The sequence below is a fragment of the Aeromonas sp. R6-2 genome, from assembly GCF_040908155.1.
GTDB lineage: Bacteria > Pseudomonadota > Gammaproteobacteria > Enterobacterales > Aeromonadaceae > Aeromonas > Aeromonas schubertii.
The window spans coordinates 100,064-114,536 of record NZ_JBFODE010000063.1; the positions used below are offsets into that span (position 1 = coordinate 100,064).

The 14,473-nt window shown below is 60.9% G+C and carries 15 protein-coding genes; 12 read left to right on the top strand and 3 right to left on the bottom strand.

What is annotated here, in order from left to right; genetic code table 11:
* The first annotated feature begins 23 nt into the window (after positions 1-23).
* The 5 genes from ribF to ispH all read left to right on the top strand — a co-directional run bounded on the left by ribF (position 24) and on the right by ispH (position 5,790).
* On the top strand, positions 24-956 hold the full coding sequence (gene ribF, locus AB5Y48_RS17035) for a bifunctional riboflavin kinase/FAD synthetase (protein ID WP_050667813.1): 933 nt from the start codon (positions 24-26) through the stop codon (positions 954-956).
* Between the two features lie 82 nt (positions 957-1,038).
* Positions 1,039-3,900, top strand: coding sequence for an isoleucine--tRNA ligase (gene ileS, locus AB5Y48_RS17040; RefSeq protein ID WP_368165232.1), 2,862 nt, complete (start codon positions 1,039-1,041; stop codon positions 3,898-3,900).
* Positions 3,900-4,406 carry a signal peptidase II gene (lspA, locus tag AB5Y48_RS17045; protein WP_050667815.1) on the top strand — a complete coding sequence of 169 codons (507 nt, stop codon included), beginning with the start codon at positions 3,900-3,902 and terminating at the stop codon, positions 4,404-4,406. The genes ileS and lspA overlap by 1 nt, the downstream gene beginning before the upstream one ends.
* The gene (gene fkpB / locus AB5Y48_RS17050) at positions 4,403-4,855 is read left to right on the top strand and encodes an FKBP-type peptidyl-prolyl cis-trans isomerase (protein WP_050667816.1); all 453 of its coding nucleotides are present in this window, start codon (positions 4,403-4,405) and stop codon (positions 4,853-4,855) included. The genes lspA and fkpB overlap by 4 nt, the downstream gene beginning before the upstream one ends.
* The gene (ispH, locus tag AB5Y48_RS17055; protein WP_050667817.1) at positions 4,855-5,790 is read left to right on the top strand and encodes a 4-hydroxy-3-methylbut-2-enyl diphosphate reductase; all 936 of its coding nucleotides are present in this window, start codon (positions 4,855-4,857) and stop codon (positions 5,788-5,790) included. Before fkpB ends, ispH begins: the two co-directional genes overlap by 1 nt.
* Before the next feature lie 31 nt (positions 5,791-5,821).
* On the opposite strand, the gene AB5Y48_RS17060 is transcribed toward ispH, so the two are convergent.
* Positions 5,822-6,202, bottom strand: a complete 381-nt coding sequence (locus AB5Y48_RS17060; RefSeq protein ID WP_050667818.1) for a type IV pilin protein — start codon at positions 6,200-6,202, stop codon at positions 5,822-5,824.
* Between the two features lie 84 nt (positions 6,203-6,286).
* Between AB5Y48_RS17060 and AB5Y48_RS17065 the strand changes: the two genes are divergently transcribed.
* From AB5Y48_RS17065 to AB5Y48_RS17085, 5 genes are all read left to right on the top strand, one after another.
* On the top strand, positions 6,287-6,829 hold the full coding sequence (locus AB5Y48_RS17065) for a GspH/FimT family pseudopilin (protein ID WP_050667819.1): 543 nt from the start codon (positions 6,287-6,289) through the stop codon (positions 6,827-6,829).
* Complete coding sequence (locus AB5Y48_RS17070) at positions 6,823-7,434, top strand: PilW family protein (RefSeq protein WP_224161707.1); 612 nt, start codon at positions 6,823-6,825, stop codon at positions 7,432-7,434. The genes AB5Y48_RS17065 and AB5Y48_RS17070 overlap by 7 nt, the downstream gene beginning before the upstream one ends.
* Positions 7,435-7,438: 4 nt before the next feature.
* Complete coding sequence (locus tag AB5Y48_RS17075) at positions 7,439-8,539, top strand: PilX N-terminal domain-containing pilus assembly protein (RefSeq protein WP_368165235.1); 1,101 nt, start codon at positions 7,439-7,441, stop codon at positions 8,537-8,539.
* Positions 8,540-8,547: 8 nt separating this feature from the next.
* Entirely contained in the window at positions 8,548-10,656 is a 2,109-nt protein-coding gene (locus AB5Y48_RS17080) for a prepilin-type N-terminal cleavage/methylation domain-containing protein (RefSeq protein ID WP_368165236.1), read from the top strand.
* Between the two features lie 72 nt (positions 10,657-10,728).
* Positions 10,729-11,190, top strand: coding sequence for a hypothetical protein (locus tag AB5Y48_RS17085; protein ID WP_050667866.1), 462 nt, complete (start codon positions 10,729-10,731; stop codon positions 11,188-11,190).
* 27 nt (positions 11,191-11,217) lie between these two features.
* Here AB5Y48_RS17085 and AB5Y48_RS17090 read toward each other — a convergent pair whose 3' ends face one another.
* Both AB5Y48_RS17090 and AB5Y48_RS17095 read right to left on the bottom strand, forming a co-directional pair.
* Positions 11,218-11,982 (bottom strand): helix-turn-helix transcriptional regulator, encoded by a 765-nt coding sequence (locus AB5Y48_RS17090; protein WP_060583741.1) that lies wholly within the window; start codon positions 11,980-11,982, stop codon positions 11,218-11,220.
* A 377-nt stretch (positions 11,983-12,359) separates the two neighbouring features.
* A complete protein-coding gene (locus AB5Y48_RS17095; RefSeq protein ID WP_050667822.1) occupies positions 12,360-13,250 on the bottom strand; it encodes a LysR family transcriptional regulator in 891 nt (296 codons plus the stop codon).
* A gap of 104 nt (positions 13,251-13,354) precedes the next feature.
* On the opposite strand from AB5Y48_RS17095, the gene AB5Y48_RS17100 reads away from it, so the two are divergent.
* Positions 13,355-14,041, top strand: coding sequence for a pirin family protein (locus AB5Y48_RS17100; RefSeq protein WP_368165238.1), 687 nt, complete (start codon positions 13,355-13,357; stop codon positions 14,039-14,041).
* 18 nt (positions 14,042-14,059) lie between these two features.
* On the top strand, positions 14,060-14,452 hold the full coding sequence (locus AB5Y48_RS17105; RefSeq protein WP_060583743.1) for a DoxX family protein: 393 nt from the start codon (positions 14,060-14,062) through the stop codon (positions 14,450-14,452).
* Positions 14,453-14,473 lie beyond the last annotated feature (21 nt).

Below are 14,473 nucleotides of genomic sequence, written 5' to 3' on the forward strand. Positions count from 1 at the left end.
CAGCAGCAAGACACAAGGCACTGATGGAGCTTATCCGCGGCATCCACAATCTGCGCCCCCGTCATCGGGGGTGCGTGTTGACCATTGGCAACTTCGACGGGGTGCACCTCGGCCACCGCGCCGTGCTGGCGCGGCTGCAGGAGAAGGCGGCCAGCCTCGGCCTGCCCGCCTGTGTCATGCTGTTCGAACCCCAGCCTCTGGAGCTCTTCGCCGATGCCAAGGCGCCTCCCAGATTGACTCGCCTGCGAGAGAAGGCCGAAGCCCTCGGAGGCATTGGCATCGACCGGGTGCTCTGCGTTCGCTTCAACCACGCCTTTGCCGAGCAGTCCGCCGAGACCTTTATCGAGGATCTGCTGGTAGGCAAGTTGGGGGTTCGCTACCTGGTGGTGGGGGATGACTTCCGTTTCGGCAAGGGTCGAGAGGGAGATTTCCACCGGTTGGAGGGGGCGGGGCAGCGCTTCGGTTTCGAGGTGATCAGCACCCAGAGTTTCAGCCTCTCCCGCCAGCGGGTGAGCAGTACCCTGGTACGCGAAGCGCTGCGAGCCGGCCGTATGGCCGAGGTGGAGCTGATGCTGGGACGCCCCTACAGCATCAGCGGACGGGTAGCTCACGGAGACAAGTTGGGCAGGACCATAGGGTTTCCCACCGCCAATCTGGCCCTGAAGCGGCGCGTGGCGCCGGTCAGTGGCGTCTATGCGGTGGAAGTGTTATGTTCCGGCAAGACTTTCCCCGGCGTTGCCAATGTGGGGCAGCGACCCACTCTGAACGGCACTCAGGCCCGTTTGGAGGTTCATCTGTTTGACTTCTCGGGCGATCTTTATGGTCAGCAGGTCAAGGTGCTGCTTCGCCACAAGTTGCGTGAAGAGCAAAAATTTGCCTCGTTTGATGCCTTGAAGGTACAGATTGAACAGGATGCCCGCACCGCCCGGGCCTGGTTCGGGCTGGTGACGGGATGACCGTTTCGCACTCTATTTAATGCACTCTCAAGTGATGACTCTTTAGTTATGACTCTTTAGTTATGAAGGGAACCCTGGATCGATGAGCGACTACAAACACACCCTGAATCTTCCGGAAACCGAGTTTCCGATGCGCGGCGATCTGGCCAAGCGTGAACCCCAGATGCTGCAGCGCTGGAACGATCAGGACCTCTACGGCACCATCCGTAGCGTCAAGAAGGGCAAGAAATCCTTCATCCTGCACGATGGCCCCCCCTACGCCAACGGCAACATCCACATCGGTCACTCCGTCAACAAGATCCTCAAAGACATCATTATCAAGTCCAAGGGCCTCTCCGGCTTCGACTCTCCCTATGTACCGGGTTGGGACTGCCATGGCCTGCCCATCGAGCTCAAAGTCGAAGGCATGGTCGGCAAGCCGGGCGAGAAAGTAACCCCGGCCGAGTTTCGCGAAGAGTGCCGCAAGTATGCCAAGACCCAGATCGAGGCTCAGAAGGCCGACTTCATCCGTCTCGGTGTGCTGGGTGACTGGGAACATCCCTACCTGACCATGGACTTTGGCACCGAGGCCAACATCATCCGTTCCATGGCCAGGATCGTGGCCAATGGCCACCTGCACAAGGGCTCCAAGCCGGTGCACTGGTGTACCGACTGTGGCTCTGCCCTGGCCGAAGCCGAGGTGGAGTACTACGACAAGAACTCCCCCGCCATCGACGTGCGCTTCAAGGCCGTCGACGAGGAGGCGGTCGCCGCCAAGTTTGACTGCGCCGAAGGCCATTTCGGCCACGGTCCTCTCTCTGCCGTGATCTGGACCACCACCCCGTGGACCCTGCCGGCCAACCGTGCCATCGCCATGCACGCCGACCTCGACTATGCCCTGGTGCAGGTCGAGGGGGATAACCCCGAACGTCTGATCCTGGCCACCGAGCTGGTCAAGGACGTGATGGACCGTGCCGGTATCGAGCACTACCACAATCTGGGCTTTGCCAAGGGTGCGGCGCTCGAGCTGCTGCGCTTCAACCACCCCTTCTACCACTTCGATGTGCCTGTGGTGCTGGGCGATCACGTTACCCTGGATGCCGGTACCGGCGCCGTCCATACCGCCCCCGGCCATGGTCAGGAGGACTTCGTTGTCGGCCAGAAGTACGGTCTGGAAGTGGCCAACCCGGTCGGTAGCAACGGTGTCTATCTGCCCGATACCGAGCTGTTTGCCGGCCAGCACGTGTTCAAGGCCAATGCGGCCGTGGTCGATGTGCTGACCGAGCGCGGTGCCCTGCTGCACCACAGAGTCTTCAACCACTCCTACCCGCACTGCTGGCGTCACAAGACCCCGATCATCTTCCGTGCCACCCCCCAGTGGTTCATCAGCATGGATCAGAACGGTCTGCGCAAGCGCGCCCTGGAAGAGATCGAGCGCATCGAGACCCAGGGTATCGCCGAGCATGGCCAGAGTGGTTGGGTGCCGGCCTGGGGCAAGAACCGCATTCAGGCCATGGTGGAGGGTCGTCCGGACTGGTGTATCTCCCGCCAGCGTACCTGGGGTGTGCCCATCGCTCTGTTCGTCCATAAAGAGACCCAGGCCATCCATCCGGACTCCGTCCGCCTGATGGAAGAGGTGGCCAAGCGGGTCGAGCAGGCCGGTATCCAGGCCTGGTGGGATCTCGACAAGGCCGAGCTGCTCGGTGCCGATGCCGATCAATATGACAAGGTGCCCGACACCCTGGACGTCTGGTTCGACTCCGGCTCGACCCACGCCTCCGTGGTTGACGCCCGCCCCGAGTTCAACGGCAAGCCGGCCGACATGTACCTGGAGGGCTCTGATCAGCACCGCGGCTGGTTTATGTCGTCTCTGATGATCGGTGTCGCCATGAAGGACAAGGCCCCCTACAACCAGGTGCTGACCCACGGCTTCACCGTGGACGGCCAGGGTCGCAAGATGTCCAAGTCCATCGGTAACGTGGTGAGTCCCCAGGACGTGATGAACAAGCTGGGTGCCGACATCCTGCGCCTGTGGGTCGCCAGTACCGATTACACCGGTGAGATGACCGTCTCCGACGAGATCCTCAAGCGCTCCGCCGACGCCTATCGTCGTATCCGCAATACCGCCCGCTTCCTGCTGGCCAACCTGAACGGCTTTAATCCGGCCACCGACATGGTCGCTCCCGCCGACATGGTGGTCGCGGATCGCTGGGCCGTGGGTCGCGCCAAGGCGGTACAGGAGGAGATCGTCGAGGCGTTTGACGCTTACAACTTCCATGGGGTCACCCAGAAGCTGATGCAGTTCTGCTCGGTCGAGATGGGCTCCTTCTATCTGGATATCATCAAGGACCGTCAGTACACCGCCAAGGCAGACAGCCTGGCCCGCCGCTCCTGCCAGACCGCCCTCTATCACATCGTCGAGGCCATGGTGCGCTGGATGGCGCCCATCATGAGCTTCACCGCCGACGAGATCTGGGCCCTGCTGCCGGGTGAGCGTGCCAAGTTTGTCTTCACCGAGGAGTGGTACCAGGGGCTGTTTGGTCTGGCGGCCGACGAGCAACTGGGCGACACCTTCTGGGCCGAGATCCTCGAGGTGCGTGGTGAAGTCAACAAGGCGCTGGAAGCCGCCCGTGGCGAGAAGCGCATCGGTGGCTCCCTGCAGGCCGAGGTGACCCTCTACGCCAAGCCGGCTCTGGCCGAGCAGCTCAAGGCCCTGGGTGACGAGCTGCGTTTCGTGCTGCTCACCTCCAAGGCCACCGTCGTCACCGCCGAGGCGGCTGCCGAGGGGGCTGTGGCAACCGAGCGTGACGACCTCTGGGTCAGCGTGGTGCAATCGTCCGCCGCCAAGTGCGAGCGCTGCTGGCACCATGTGGAAGACGTGGGCACCATTGCCGGCCATGAGCAGATCTGTGGTCGCTGCGTGACCAACGTCGACGGTGACGGCGAAGTCCGTTCCTTTGCCTGATGGGTGACATGATGCAACAAAAGAGTGGCCTGCGTTGGCTGTGGCTGGCTGCCCTGGCCTTTATCCTTGACCAGGCGACCAAGCTCGCCGTGGTCAAGCTGCTGCCATATGGCTACCCGGGGGTGGAGATCACCCCCTTCTTTAACCTGGTGCACGTCTACAACAAGGGGGCGGCTTTCAGCTTCCTGGCCGATCAGGGAGGCTGGCAGCGCTGGTTCTTCGCGGCGTTGGCCTTCGCCATCTGCGGTCTGCTGACCCACTGGCTGCGCAAGCAGCCGGCCGAGCAGAAGTGGAGCGGCATCGCCTATGCCTGCATCATCGGCGGGGCGCTTGGTAACGTGTTTGACCGGTTGGTGTTGGGCCATGTGGTCGACTTCCTCGACTTCTACTGGGGTCGTGCCCACTGGCCGGCCTTCAACCTGGCCGACAGCTTCATCTTCATCGGTGCCGCCATGATAGTGCTGGACGGCCTGCGCGGTGACAAACAGGCCAAGGAGCACGCATGAGCAATATCATTGGGGCCGACAGTCAGGTCATCTTCCATTTCACCATCAAGCTGGAAGATGGCTCGGTGGCGGATAGCACCCGGCTCGGCGGTCAGCCGGCCAGGCTGGTGATGGGCGATGGCAGTCTGACCCCGCACTTCGAGGCCTGCCTGCTGGGCCTGTGTGCCGGTGACGCCAAGAGCTTTACGCTGGCACCGGAGCAGGCCTTCGGCCTGCCCAACCCTGACAACGTCCATCACCTGGATCGCGCCAAGTTCGGCGCCGATGCCGAACCCGAGGTGGGCGCCATCATCGGCTTCAGCCTGCCGAACGGCGGCGAGATCCCGGGGATAGTCCGGGCGGTGGAAGGGATGTCGGTGACCGTCGATTTCAACCACCCCCTGGCCGGGCACACGGTGACCTTCGAGGTCGAGATCCTGGCCGTGGACGAGGAGCTGGAGGAGGCCTGATGGAGATCCTGCTTGCCAACCCCCGCGGGTTTTGCGCCGGTGTCGACCGCGCCATCAGTATCGTCGAGAGTGCCCTGGAGAAGTTCGGGGCGCCCATCTACGTGCGACATGAGGTGGTGCACAACCGCTACGTGGTCAACAAGCTCAAGGAGGCGGGGGCCATCTTCGTCGAGGAGATCGACGAGGTGCCGGATGACAACATCGTCATCTTCTCCGCCCACGGTGTCTCCAAGGCGGTGCGCGAGAAGGCCAAGGCCCGCGCCCTCAAGGTGTTCGACGCCACCTGTCCGCTGGTGACCAAGGTGCACATGGAGGTCCATCGCGCCAGCCGCAAGGGCTCCGAAGCTGTGCTCATCGGTCACGCCGGCCACCCCGAAGTGATTGGCACCATGGGCCAGTACGAGAACCCGAATGGGGGCATGTACCTGGTGGAGACCCCGGATGACGTCGCCACACTCCGGGTGAAGAACCCGGACGATCTCTGCTTCGTCACCCAGACCACCCTGAGCGTGGACGAGACCTCCGATGTCATCGACGCCCTGCGCCGCCATTTCCCCAAGATCCAGGGGCCGCGCAAGGATGACATCTGCTATGCCACCCAGAACCGCCAGGACGCCGTGCGCGAGATGGCTGGTCTGGTGCAGGCCATGCTGGTGGTGGGATCGCGCAACTCCTCCAACTCCAACCGCCTGCGCGAGCTGGCGGAGAAGGTGGGGGCGCGTGCCTATCTCATCGATGATGCCGCCATGATCGAGCCCCACTGGCTGGAAGGGGTGGCGCGCATCGGCGTGACCGCCGGTGCCTCTGCCCCCGAGGTGTTGGTGCAGCAGGTGATAGGCCGGCTGCGCGAGTTGGGTGGCGAGATGGTGGCCGAGCACCCGGGCCGCGAAGAAAATGTGGTGTTCGAGGTACCCGCCGAGCTGCGGATCCTCTAAAAGAGCATGCCGGCCCCTGGGCCGGCATTTTTTATTTCCAGCAGTCAGCCGGCGTCTTGGTGTCGGCCTTGTTGATGCTCATGGTGGCACAGGCGGTATCGCCGCTCTGGCTCCCCTTGGCGGTGGCGGTGAGGGTGTAGCCGGTGGCCGAGGCACCGGACACGGCGAAGTCGTAGTAGTCGCTGGTGGGGGCGCCGAGCTGGGCCGTGGTGCTGCTATAGCTGGCATTGGTGATGCGGTGCTCTTCCTGGCGCAGTTGCATGGAGAGCAGTCCCTTGATCGCCTCGGCGCGGCGGGATTTCTGCAAGCCAGAGGTGAAGGCGGGATAGGCGACGGCGGCAATGATGGCCACCACGGCCACGGCAATCATCAGCTCTATCAGGCTGAATCCACATTGTGAGCGGGCTCTCATTCGCAGGCTTCCCCAATCAGGTTGATACTATAGGATAGTCTTTGCCGACCCCCATCGGGTCTCAGACAGGAGTCGCTGGCATTCATGGACCGTCGTTACTCATCGTCTCTGGGCTTTACCTTAATCGAATTGTTGGTGGCCGTCAGCCTGGTCGCCATTCTGCTGGCCGTCGGTCTGCCCAGCTACCAATCCCTGCGCCAGGAACAGATGGTGCGGGCCGCAACCAGCGCCCTCTACACCGACATGATGCTGCTCAAGTCCGAGGCCATCAAACGCAACCAACCCCTCTCCCTCATCGTCTTCAACAGCGGACAGAGCAGCTGGTGCTACCGCATTGCCATCGATGCGGGCAGTTGCAGCAGCTGTGCCGACAGTTGCTCCAGTGTGGAGGGGCGCAAGGGGGGAGATGCCAGCGAGTTTCCCGGTATCAGCTTGACGGCAAGCTACAGCGAGAGTGCGACCAACATTCGCCCCATCGCGTTTTCTCCCCGCCGTGGCAGCATGCCAAGCGGTAACATTACCCTGAGTGCCGATGCCTACAGCATGCAGGTGGTATCGAGCAATGTGGGGCGGGTACGAACCTGTGCCCCCTCGGGTAGTCAGGTAGGGGGTGTTCCTTCATGCTGACTCGCAGCCGTGGATTCAGTCTGGTTGAGTTGATGGTAGCCATGGTGGCCGGCCTGCTGCTGGTGGCGGCGGTGTCGGCGCTGTTTGCCTCTGTGGTGCGGGCCAACAAGACGGCGCTGCAGGTGAGCCGCCTCAATCAGGAGGTGCAGGCCATCACCGATATGATGGCGCGAGATATTCAGCGTGCCGGTTATGACAATGCCTCTGCCAGCACCGCCTTTCTGTCAGGGACCACCTCTCCCTTCAAGTTCGAGTCATCGGTGGACCTGATGAGTGAAACTGCCACCGGCTCGGGCCTCTATCGCTGCATTCGCCTTCATTACGACGATAATGACAACGGCGTTCTCGATAGCAGTGAGACCTACGTCTATAACTACAGTTCGAGCGATAAGGGGGTTCGCCTTGGTACGACTTGTACCGCCGGGAGTCTGCTCAGCACCGATAACACCATAGAGATCACCAACCTCACCTTTTCACTGATGGCGGGAAGTGTCTCATCGGGGGCTCGCACCATCCGTATCGCCATCGATGGCAGGGACAAGTCATCCCCCTCCCTGACCCTGAGCCTGCAGCGGGATATCAAGCTGCGTAATGACGGGTATTGATACCATGAGAGAGCAACGCGGCTTTACGACCTTCACCGTCACCCTGCTCATCATCACCATATTGATCGGCATCTCTGTGCTGGTGGGCAAACTGCTGGTCGCCGATCGTCGGATCACCCTTAACGAGGTGCAGTATCGCCAGGCGATGGCGCTCTCAGAGTTGGGCCTCTCCGATGGTCTGGGACGTCTTGGTATTGACTCCGGTTGGCGCAGCAACGGGACCACCGTCAGTCAGGCGATGGGCTCTTATCTACTCTCGGCCAGCGAACTCGATGGCACCATTACCATAGGGTCGACTCAGGTGGTCCCGGTAACGGTGTGGGCCGTGTCGACCCTGGCCGATGGCACGGCCACCGCCTCCACCCAGGTGAAAGCAGTTCGCTTTCGGGTACTGGCGGGGAGCCCGGCGGCGCCGCTCACTGTCGCAGGGGGCATGGCGGTGGGGGGCAACTTCACCGTCGTCGCCAATCCCAACGGCGGAGGGGCCGGGGTGCCGCTCTCCGTCTGGACCAATGGCAACGTGGATCTTATCACCGGCTCGGGTCAGACCTGCCATCAGGGGGATTACAGCGGTGGTTGTTCGGCCAACATCAGCCAGAAGGGGGACAAGCAGTCCGATATCAAGGATAACGACCCCACGTTTCCCACCGATCTGGTCTGGTATCTCTTTAACGAGAAGGATGATGCGGCCGGCTGGGCCAACCTCGAGGCGAGAGCGACCCAGAAATTGACCAGTTGTGCCTCACTCGGACCGGCATCGACCGGGCTCATCATAGTCGACGGTGAGTGCAAGCCGAGCGGCGATGTGGGCAGCACGGCCGCTCCCGTCGTGTTGATCGTGCGTAACGGGGACCTGACGGTCAACGGTAACCAGAAACTCTACGGGCTGGTTTTTGCCTATTCGTCGGCGCCGGCCAGTGCCACCACGGATGTGAAGCTGACCGGGGGCGCGATTGTTAATGGAGCCCTGGTGGCGAATTACCAGCTGGGACACGCCAACGGTACCTATGACGCCAGGTATGATGCGGCCGTGCTCAGCAACATAGAGAATGGCGCGGCCTATCAGGTCATTAGTCTGATCCCGGGCAGCTGGCGGGATTGGTAGGAGGCACGATGAAGCAGCACAAGGGATTTGGACTGCTGGAGATATTGATCACCCTGGTGTTACTGGGTGTCGGAGTCGCCGGGTTGGTAGCCATGTCACGGGGTGCCCTCTTCTCCTCCCAGGATGGGCGGCGTTATGAGATCGCCATGCGTCTGGCCGAATCGAGGCTGGATGCCTTTCGCAACTTCAATGGCATCATCGCGGCCACCTCGCCCGAGACGGCCTATGCCGCGATCACGGCCGGTACCAGTAGTGTCTCCCTCTCAGGGGACAGCTATAACCTGAGCTGGAGCGTGGCCAACCAGTATTGGAACGGTGCGGCCTGGCAGTCGACTGCCCCCGCCGGTTATCGCTACACCTATCCGGGTCGCAAGGTGATCGATGTGACGGTGAGCTGGAGCGATAGTCAGAGTGAGACGCGCTCCCTGCTGCTCTCCGGAGCCGTCTCTCCGACCGAGTCGTTGACCGGGGATCAGATTAACGGGGGACTGGATACGGCGCGCCCTCAGCCCCAGGTGAGCTATACCCCAGGGGTGGCGCCGGACGTCATCTCGATCGAGATCGACTCGGAAGGACGCAAGCAGGAGACCAGCAAGCCGCTGCCGACCGTGACCTCCAAAGATGGGACCGTCGGCAAGCTGGTCCAGTTCGAGACGGTGACCTACAAGCCCGATGCCAGTGGCACGACCCGTCAGGTGCTGCAGGATCTCGCCTCCGTCTCCTGCTCTTGCACCTATGGCTCCACCCTGACCTCTTATCTGCCCGGGCAGGTCAGCCTCACCTCGGGAAACCTGCTCTATTGGACGGTCGGTAATCAGACCAGCAAGGTCACCGGGATCGTCGACAGTAGCGTCAAGGATCAGCCTGCCCTCTGTGACAGCTGCTGCAAGAATCACTTCGATGGCAGTGGGACCAGCTTCGATCAGTTCTATGCGCCCCTGCGGACCCCTCGACAGCGTTATAACAGTTCTCTCTCGGTTGCCAGCAGCGGTCACTATGTGGATGCCTGCCGTTTCGTGAGACTCGACGGGTATTACCGACCTCTACCCGATTGGAACCTGGTCAAGGTGATAGTGACCACGGCTGACTTTCTGGCCAAGCCCGCCAACCAGACCAGCTATCAGAACTACATCAAGTATGTGGTCAAAGCCTATGTCACCTGGCAGAAGAACACCCTCAACTGGAGTTATGGGGGAAGTGTCTCCTCCCCGACGATCGAGGAGTTTGCCGATTGGCTACCTGTGCATGCAGCCGCCGGGGGGGATAGCACCACAACCCTGACGACCGGGACCGGGACGGCTCAGCTTATCGCCCGTGGCATCTATGTGGATCTGATGTCACCGGACTACCTGCAGCAGACCATTACGGACCTTGGTGACGTGGATCTGCTGGCCAAGATCCCCTTCCAGGATATCAACCTCACCATGCTGGCGGAGTGGAGCCTGGTTCCACTGAGTGGGCAGCTTAGCGGCAATGTCTCCGACTATGTGGCGGTGACCAATGAACCGGTGAAGACCATCGTCGATCTCAACAACTACTACTTCGGCAGCTACAGCCGGGGGTACCTCTCGGCCAAGAAGAGCACCAAGGACGCTGGCAATGTGCTGCAAGCCGTAGCGATCAAGGCCACGACCTATCAGGGAAACTCGGGGATCACCTCCACCCTCATCTCACCTCTCGATCAAACAGGCAGCAAGACGGCGCAGTTGCCGATCAAGATCGATGTGGCCTCTCTGCCGACACCGACCCTGACGGTGACAGGGCGTATCTCCTGCCTGGAGAAGAGCAGCAATAACAACCCCGACCCTGTAGCTTGTAACAAAAACACCTTCAATGGCCTGTCCATTTCGACCACGACGACGGGGGCCAGCTGCCGGATCGACAAGCCCCAGGCCAACAACCAGCCGGCCACTTACTCCTGCAGTGCGCCGGAGGGGAGCAGTCTGGTGCTGACCCTCTCTTATACCGCACAGGGTAACGGCACCTATCTGCTCAAGCCGTCGACCATGAGCATTCCCATGACCTCTCCGGGCACGGGGCAGGTCATCACAGGGCCCTGCTCACTGTTGGTGGATAACGGGGTGACCAATGCCTCGAGCCTGACCTGCTCCCCGTGAGAGTGACAGTGGAGGCGGGCAGGTTTTAACATAGAGCTTCTACCACCCAACCATATAGAGATAGTGGCGATGATGATTGATGATCCCTGGGCCTTGTGCCACCTGGATGACTCTTTTGACGGCTCAGTGCTCGGCACCAAGGGGGCGCAATTGCTCTGGTTCGAGGAGCGCGATGCGCTGCTTGAATACCTGCAGGGGGATTTCATCGATCTGCTGGCAGATGTAGGCGAGCTCGATGAGGATCAGGTTGAGGCCGCCCGTGAGCGCTTCGCTCTGCTTATCGAGCAAAGCTTTGACGATCGTGGCCTGATGGACGCAGTCAACGATCTGGCCTCAGGCCTGCGTCGTATCGTCTGGATGGGTCCGCTCTCCGAGCTGGCCGAGGTACAGGACGAGTTTGCCAGCGGTCTGCGTCGCTACTTCTGGAGCCAGTATGACGGTGACGAGGACGATCCCGAAGGCTGGGTGCCGGAAGAGCTGTGGCCCCAGCTGGCCGAGGTCGCCGACGAGTTTCTCGAAGAGGGTGAATTTTGACGGGAGGCCGGTCAGTGACCGGCCTCTTCAGTTATCGATATTGGGGATCAGATCGTCAAAGCTCTGATAGCCGCAGTCGGCCAGTTGCAGCGACATGGTGTAGGTCTTGCTCCCCTCTCGCTGACCCACCGCCGGTCGATTGAGCTTGAGCTCGCTGTGCCAGTACTCCTTCATCCGCTCGATGAGGGCCATGGCCTCCGGCTCTTCCAGATGAAGCTGGCACAGCGCCATGTAATTGTTGGGCTTGTGCATGTTGTCTACCAGGTAATCCCCCAGCATGGTCATGGCCTGTCGAGCCTGGGCCCTGGCGAAACGACTGTGTTGCTCGAAGCTGATCCGTTCGCTGATGAGGAAGTGGTAGCTGTTGTCGATGCCAAGCTGAAGTATGCCGAGCCTCTCCAGCTTGCGCAGATAGAGATAGCAGGAGGCATCGGTCAGGCCGTATTCGCGCTTGATGTCGATAAGGCTCTTCTCGCGCCAGAAGATGTTGGCGAGAAAGGCATAGAGGCCCGGTTCGTTGTGAAAGGCGTCGTCCTGCTCCTTGGTGAAGACGGCGCGCCGGCTCTGGGCGTCCTGGGTCCGCTCCATCAGCTCTTCGAAGGAGAGTCCGGCCAGATGGCAGATCTGCAGCAGGGTATCGAAAGGGAGTGAAGGTTTGTTCATCATCCGCTTGATGGTGGCAATGGAGACATCCAGGGTCTCGGCCAGGGTCTGATAGCGGATGCCTTTATCATTGAGGGTTTTCTTGAGCGTTTCCAGAATATTGTTGGCCAACTCTTGGCTGTAGGTCATGCATTCACTCCCTTAAAGTGCATTTTTATGAAACTATCCCTTTTTTCGTCTCCCCCGCAGGGAGGCAGTTTTTGATACTGCAAATGACCATCTCATCGCATAACTGTTCAGATTCCAAGCTTTTCAAGGGATTGGCCAGACCAGTGCTCTTACTCAGGCTCACTATATGATACTAGCTGGTGCATATTCCTCTACTCGAATACAAAGTGCTGGTGATGAATAAAACTCCGTTCATACTCTCTCACGTGGTCGATTTCAAAGCCTTCCTGGTTGTGTTGTCGACCGTTTGCTTCCAATTTAAGGGTTTTAAACCGAAAGGTTTTTATTCTTTCCTGGCAAATTGAGCGGATCCCGACGGGGCTCCGCTTTCTTTTTATCTAGCCCAGTAACCTGGGTATCTCCCTTACCAGCCAGCTCTTGGCCTTGCCCATCACGTCGCGTCGCCAGGCGAGGACCAGTTGCACCCTGTGACGGTATTCGGGGCTGATCACCTTGAGCCGCCCGGCCGTTATGTCCTCCTGCACCCAGCGCAGGGGCATGGTGCCGACACCCACCCCCGCCAGCAGGGCCGAGCGCTTCTCGGCCATGGTGCTCACGGTGAGTCTGGGTTGCTTGTCAAACAGTCGATAGGTGAGGGGTGGCTTGCGCAGGGCAGTGTCGGCGACGGCGATGGCGCGGTAGCGGCGCAGGGTCTCATCGGCCAGTGGCTCGGGTTCACTGTGCAGGGGATGCTCGGGGTGGGCCACATAGAGCATCTCTTCTTCGAACAGGGGCTGATACTTGATGCCGGTCATGATGGTGCCGGGATTGAGGCTCGAGATGAGCAGGTCGGCGCGTCCATCCTCCAGACACTCCCAGCTGCCGGCCAGGGCCTCGCCACGAAAGCGCAGTCGGGTGTCGGTCTCCCTGGCGAGAGACTCGACCAGGGGATAGAGCGTCTCGACGGGCACCAGGGCATCCACCACCAGGGTGATGTCCGTCTCCCAGCCGCGGGCCAGGGAGCGGGTTTCGCCCACCAGTTGTTCGGCCGCCTCAAGCAGTTGTCGCCCTCGCTCCAGCAGCATGCGGCCGGCGGGGGTGAAGCGGGTGCGGTGGCCGCTGCGATCGAAGAGCACCACATCCAGCTCATCTTCCAACTTTTGCACCGTATAGCTCAGGGCCGAGGGAACCCGCCCCAGCTCTTCTGCGGCGGCGGCAAAGCTGCCACGCCGTTCGATGGCATCCAGTGCCCTGATCGCCTCCAGGGTCAGCGCCCGCTCCTTGCCCATATCATTTCCTTCAAAAATATTGAATGTCCGCCTCAGATTAACTCGCTAACAAGGGGAAGCAAGCCTCTTTATGATTCTCATTATCGAATCGGATGGAGAGAGCCATGTTTGCATTGAGACGGTCCGAGGAGCGTGGTCATGCCAACTTCGGTTGGCTCGACACCCGCCACAGCTTCTCGTTTGGTCACTACTATGACCCCAAGTGGATGGGGCACTCGGCCCTGCGCGTCATCAATGAGGACTATGTGAAGCCGCAGGGGGGGTTTGCGACCCATCCTCACGCCAACATGGAGATCCTCACTTGTGTGCTGACCGGCACCATAGAGCACAAGGACAGCCTGGGCCACGTGGAGCAGATCCCCGCCGGGGAGTTTCAGCTGATGAGCGCGGGATCCGGCATCCGCCACAGCGAGTACAACCCCTCACCCGGCGAGGAGCTCTCCTTGTTGCAGATCTGGATCGAGCCGAATGAACAGGACACTGCCCCTGGCTATCAGCAAAAACGCATTGGGGCGCAGCCGGGGTTGACCCTGGTGGCCTCGCCAACCGGCGAAGGTGGATCTTTCCGGATCCGCCAGCAGGCCCGAGTATGGCGACTACAATTGGCGGCGGGTGAAAGTCTCACCTGGGCCCTTTCTGGGCGCCACGGCTACCTGCACCTGATTACCGGGGAGTTGGCCGCTGGCGGCCTGACTGCCCGACCCGGCGACGGGCTGCTCAGTCGCGATGAAGTGAAATGGGATCTCGTGGCCAATGTCGCCAGTGACGCCCTCCTTTTTGACCTGCCATGAGATGACGAGGAGTTGAACATGGACAAGATGAGAGATATCGCCCTGCTGGTAGGGCGCGTGTTGTTGGCCCTGATGTTTGTCTCGGCCGGCTGGAGCAAGATTGGCGGTTACGCCGGCACCCAGGGCTATATGGAGGCCATGGGCGTGCCCGGTATGTTGCTGCCCCTGGTGATCCTGCTCGAGCTGGGTGGCGGGCTGGCCATCCTCGCCGGCGTGTTGACCCGTTCGGTGTCACTGCTGCTGGCCGGTTTCTGTGTGCTGGCGGCCCTGCTTTTCCACTACCAGCCTGCCGATCAGATGCAGATGATCATGTTTATGAAGAACATCTCCATCGCCGGCGGCTTCCTGGTGCTGGCCGCAGCCGGTCCGGGCGCCTTCAGCGTCGATGGCAAACTGGGCAAGTGCTGGTAACACCCTGTTTTAATGTAGTTT

Excerpts from the sequence above, each read along its gene's own strand:
- ribF (WP_050667813.1), top strand. The coding sequence starts at position 24 with ATGGAGCTTATCCGCGGCATCCACAATCTGCGCCCCCGTCATCGGGGG.
- ileS (WP_368165232.1), top strand. The coding sequence starts at position 1,039 with ATGAGCGACTACAAACACACCCTGAATCTTCCGGAAACCGAGTTTCCG.
- lspA (WP_050667815.1), top strand. The coding sequence starts at position 3,900 with ATGGGTGACATGATGCAACAAAAGAGTGGCCTGCGTTGGCTGTGGCTG.
- fkpB (WP_050667816.1), top strand. The coding sequence starts at position 4,403 with ATGAGCAATATCATTGGGGCCGACAGTCAGGTCATCTTCCATTTCACC.
- ispH (WP_050667817.1), top strand. The coding sequence starts at position 4,855 with ATGGAGATCCTGCTTGCCAACCCCCGCGGGTTTTGCGCCGGTGTCGAC.
- AB5Y48_RS17060 (WP_050667818.1), bottom strand. The coding sequence starts at position 6,202 with ATGAGAGCCCGCTCACAATGTGGATTCAGCCTGATAGAGCTGATGATT.
- AB5Y48_RS17065 (WP_050667819.1), top strand. The coding sequence starts at position 6,287 with ATGGACCGTCGTTACTCATCGTCTCTGGGCTTTACCTTAATCGAATTG.
- AB5Y48_RS17070 (WP_224161707.1), top strand. The coding sequence starts at position 6,823 with ATGCTGACTCGCAGCCGTGGATTCAGTCTGGTTGAGTTGATGGTAGCC.
- AB5Y48_RS17075 (WP_368165235.1), top strand. The coding sequence starts at position 7,439 with ATGAGAGAGCAACGCGGCTTTACGACCTTCACCGTCACCCTGCTCATC.
- AB5Y48_RS17080 (WP_368165236.1), top strand. The coding sequence starts at position 8,548 with ATGAAGCAGCACAAGGGATTTGGACTGCTGGAGATATTGATCACCCTG.
- AB5Y48_RS17085 (WP_050667866.1), top strand. The coding sequence starts at position 10,729 with ATGATTGATGATCCCTGGGCCTTGTGCCACCTGGATGACTCTTTTGAC.
- AB5Y48_RS17090 (WP_060583741.1), bottom strand. The coding sequence starts at position 11,982 with ATGACCTACAGCCAAGAGTTGGCCAACAATATTCTGGAAACGCTCAAG.
- AB5Y48_RS17095 (WP_050667822.1), bottom strand. The coding sequence starts at position 13,250 with ATGGGCAAGGAGCGGGCGCTGACCCTGGAGGCGATCAGGGCACTGGAT.
- AB5Y48_RS17100 (WP_368165238.1), top strand. The coding sequence starts at position 13,355 with ATGTTTGCATTGAGACGGTCCGAGGAGCGTGGTCATGCCAACTTCGGT.
- AB5Y48_RS17105 (WP_060583743.1), top strand. The coding sequence starts at position 14,060 with ATGGACAAGATGAGAGATATCGCCCTGCTGGTAGGGCGCGTGTTGTTG.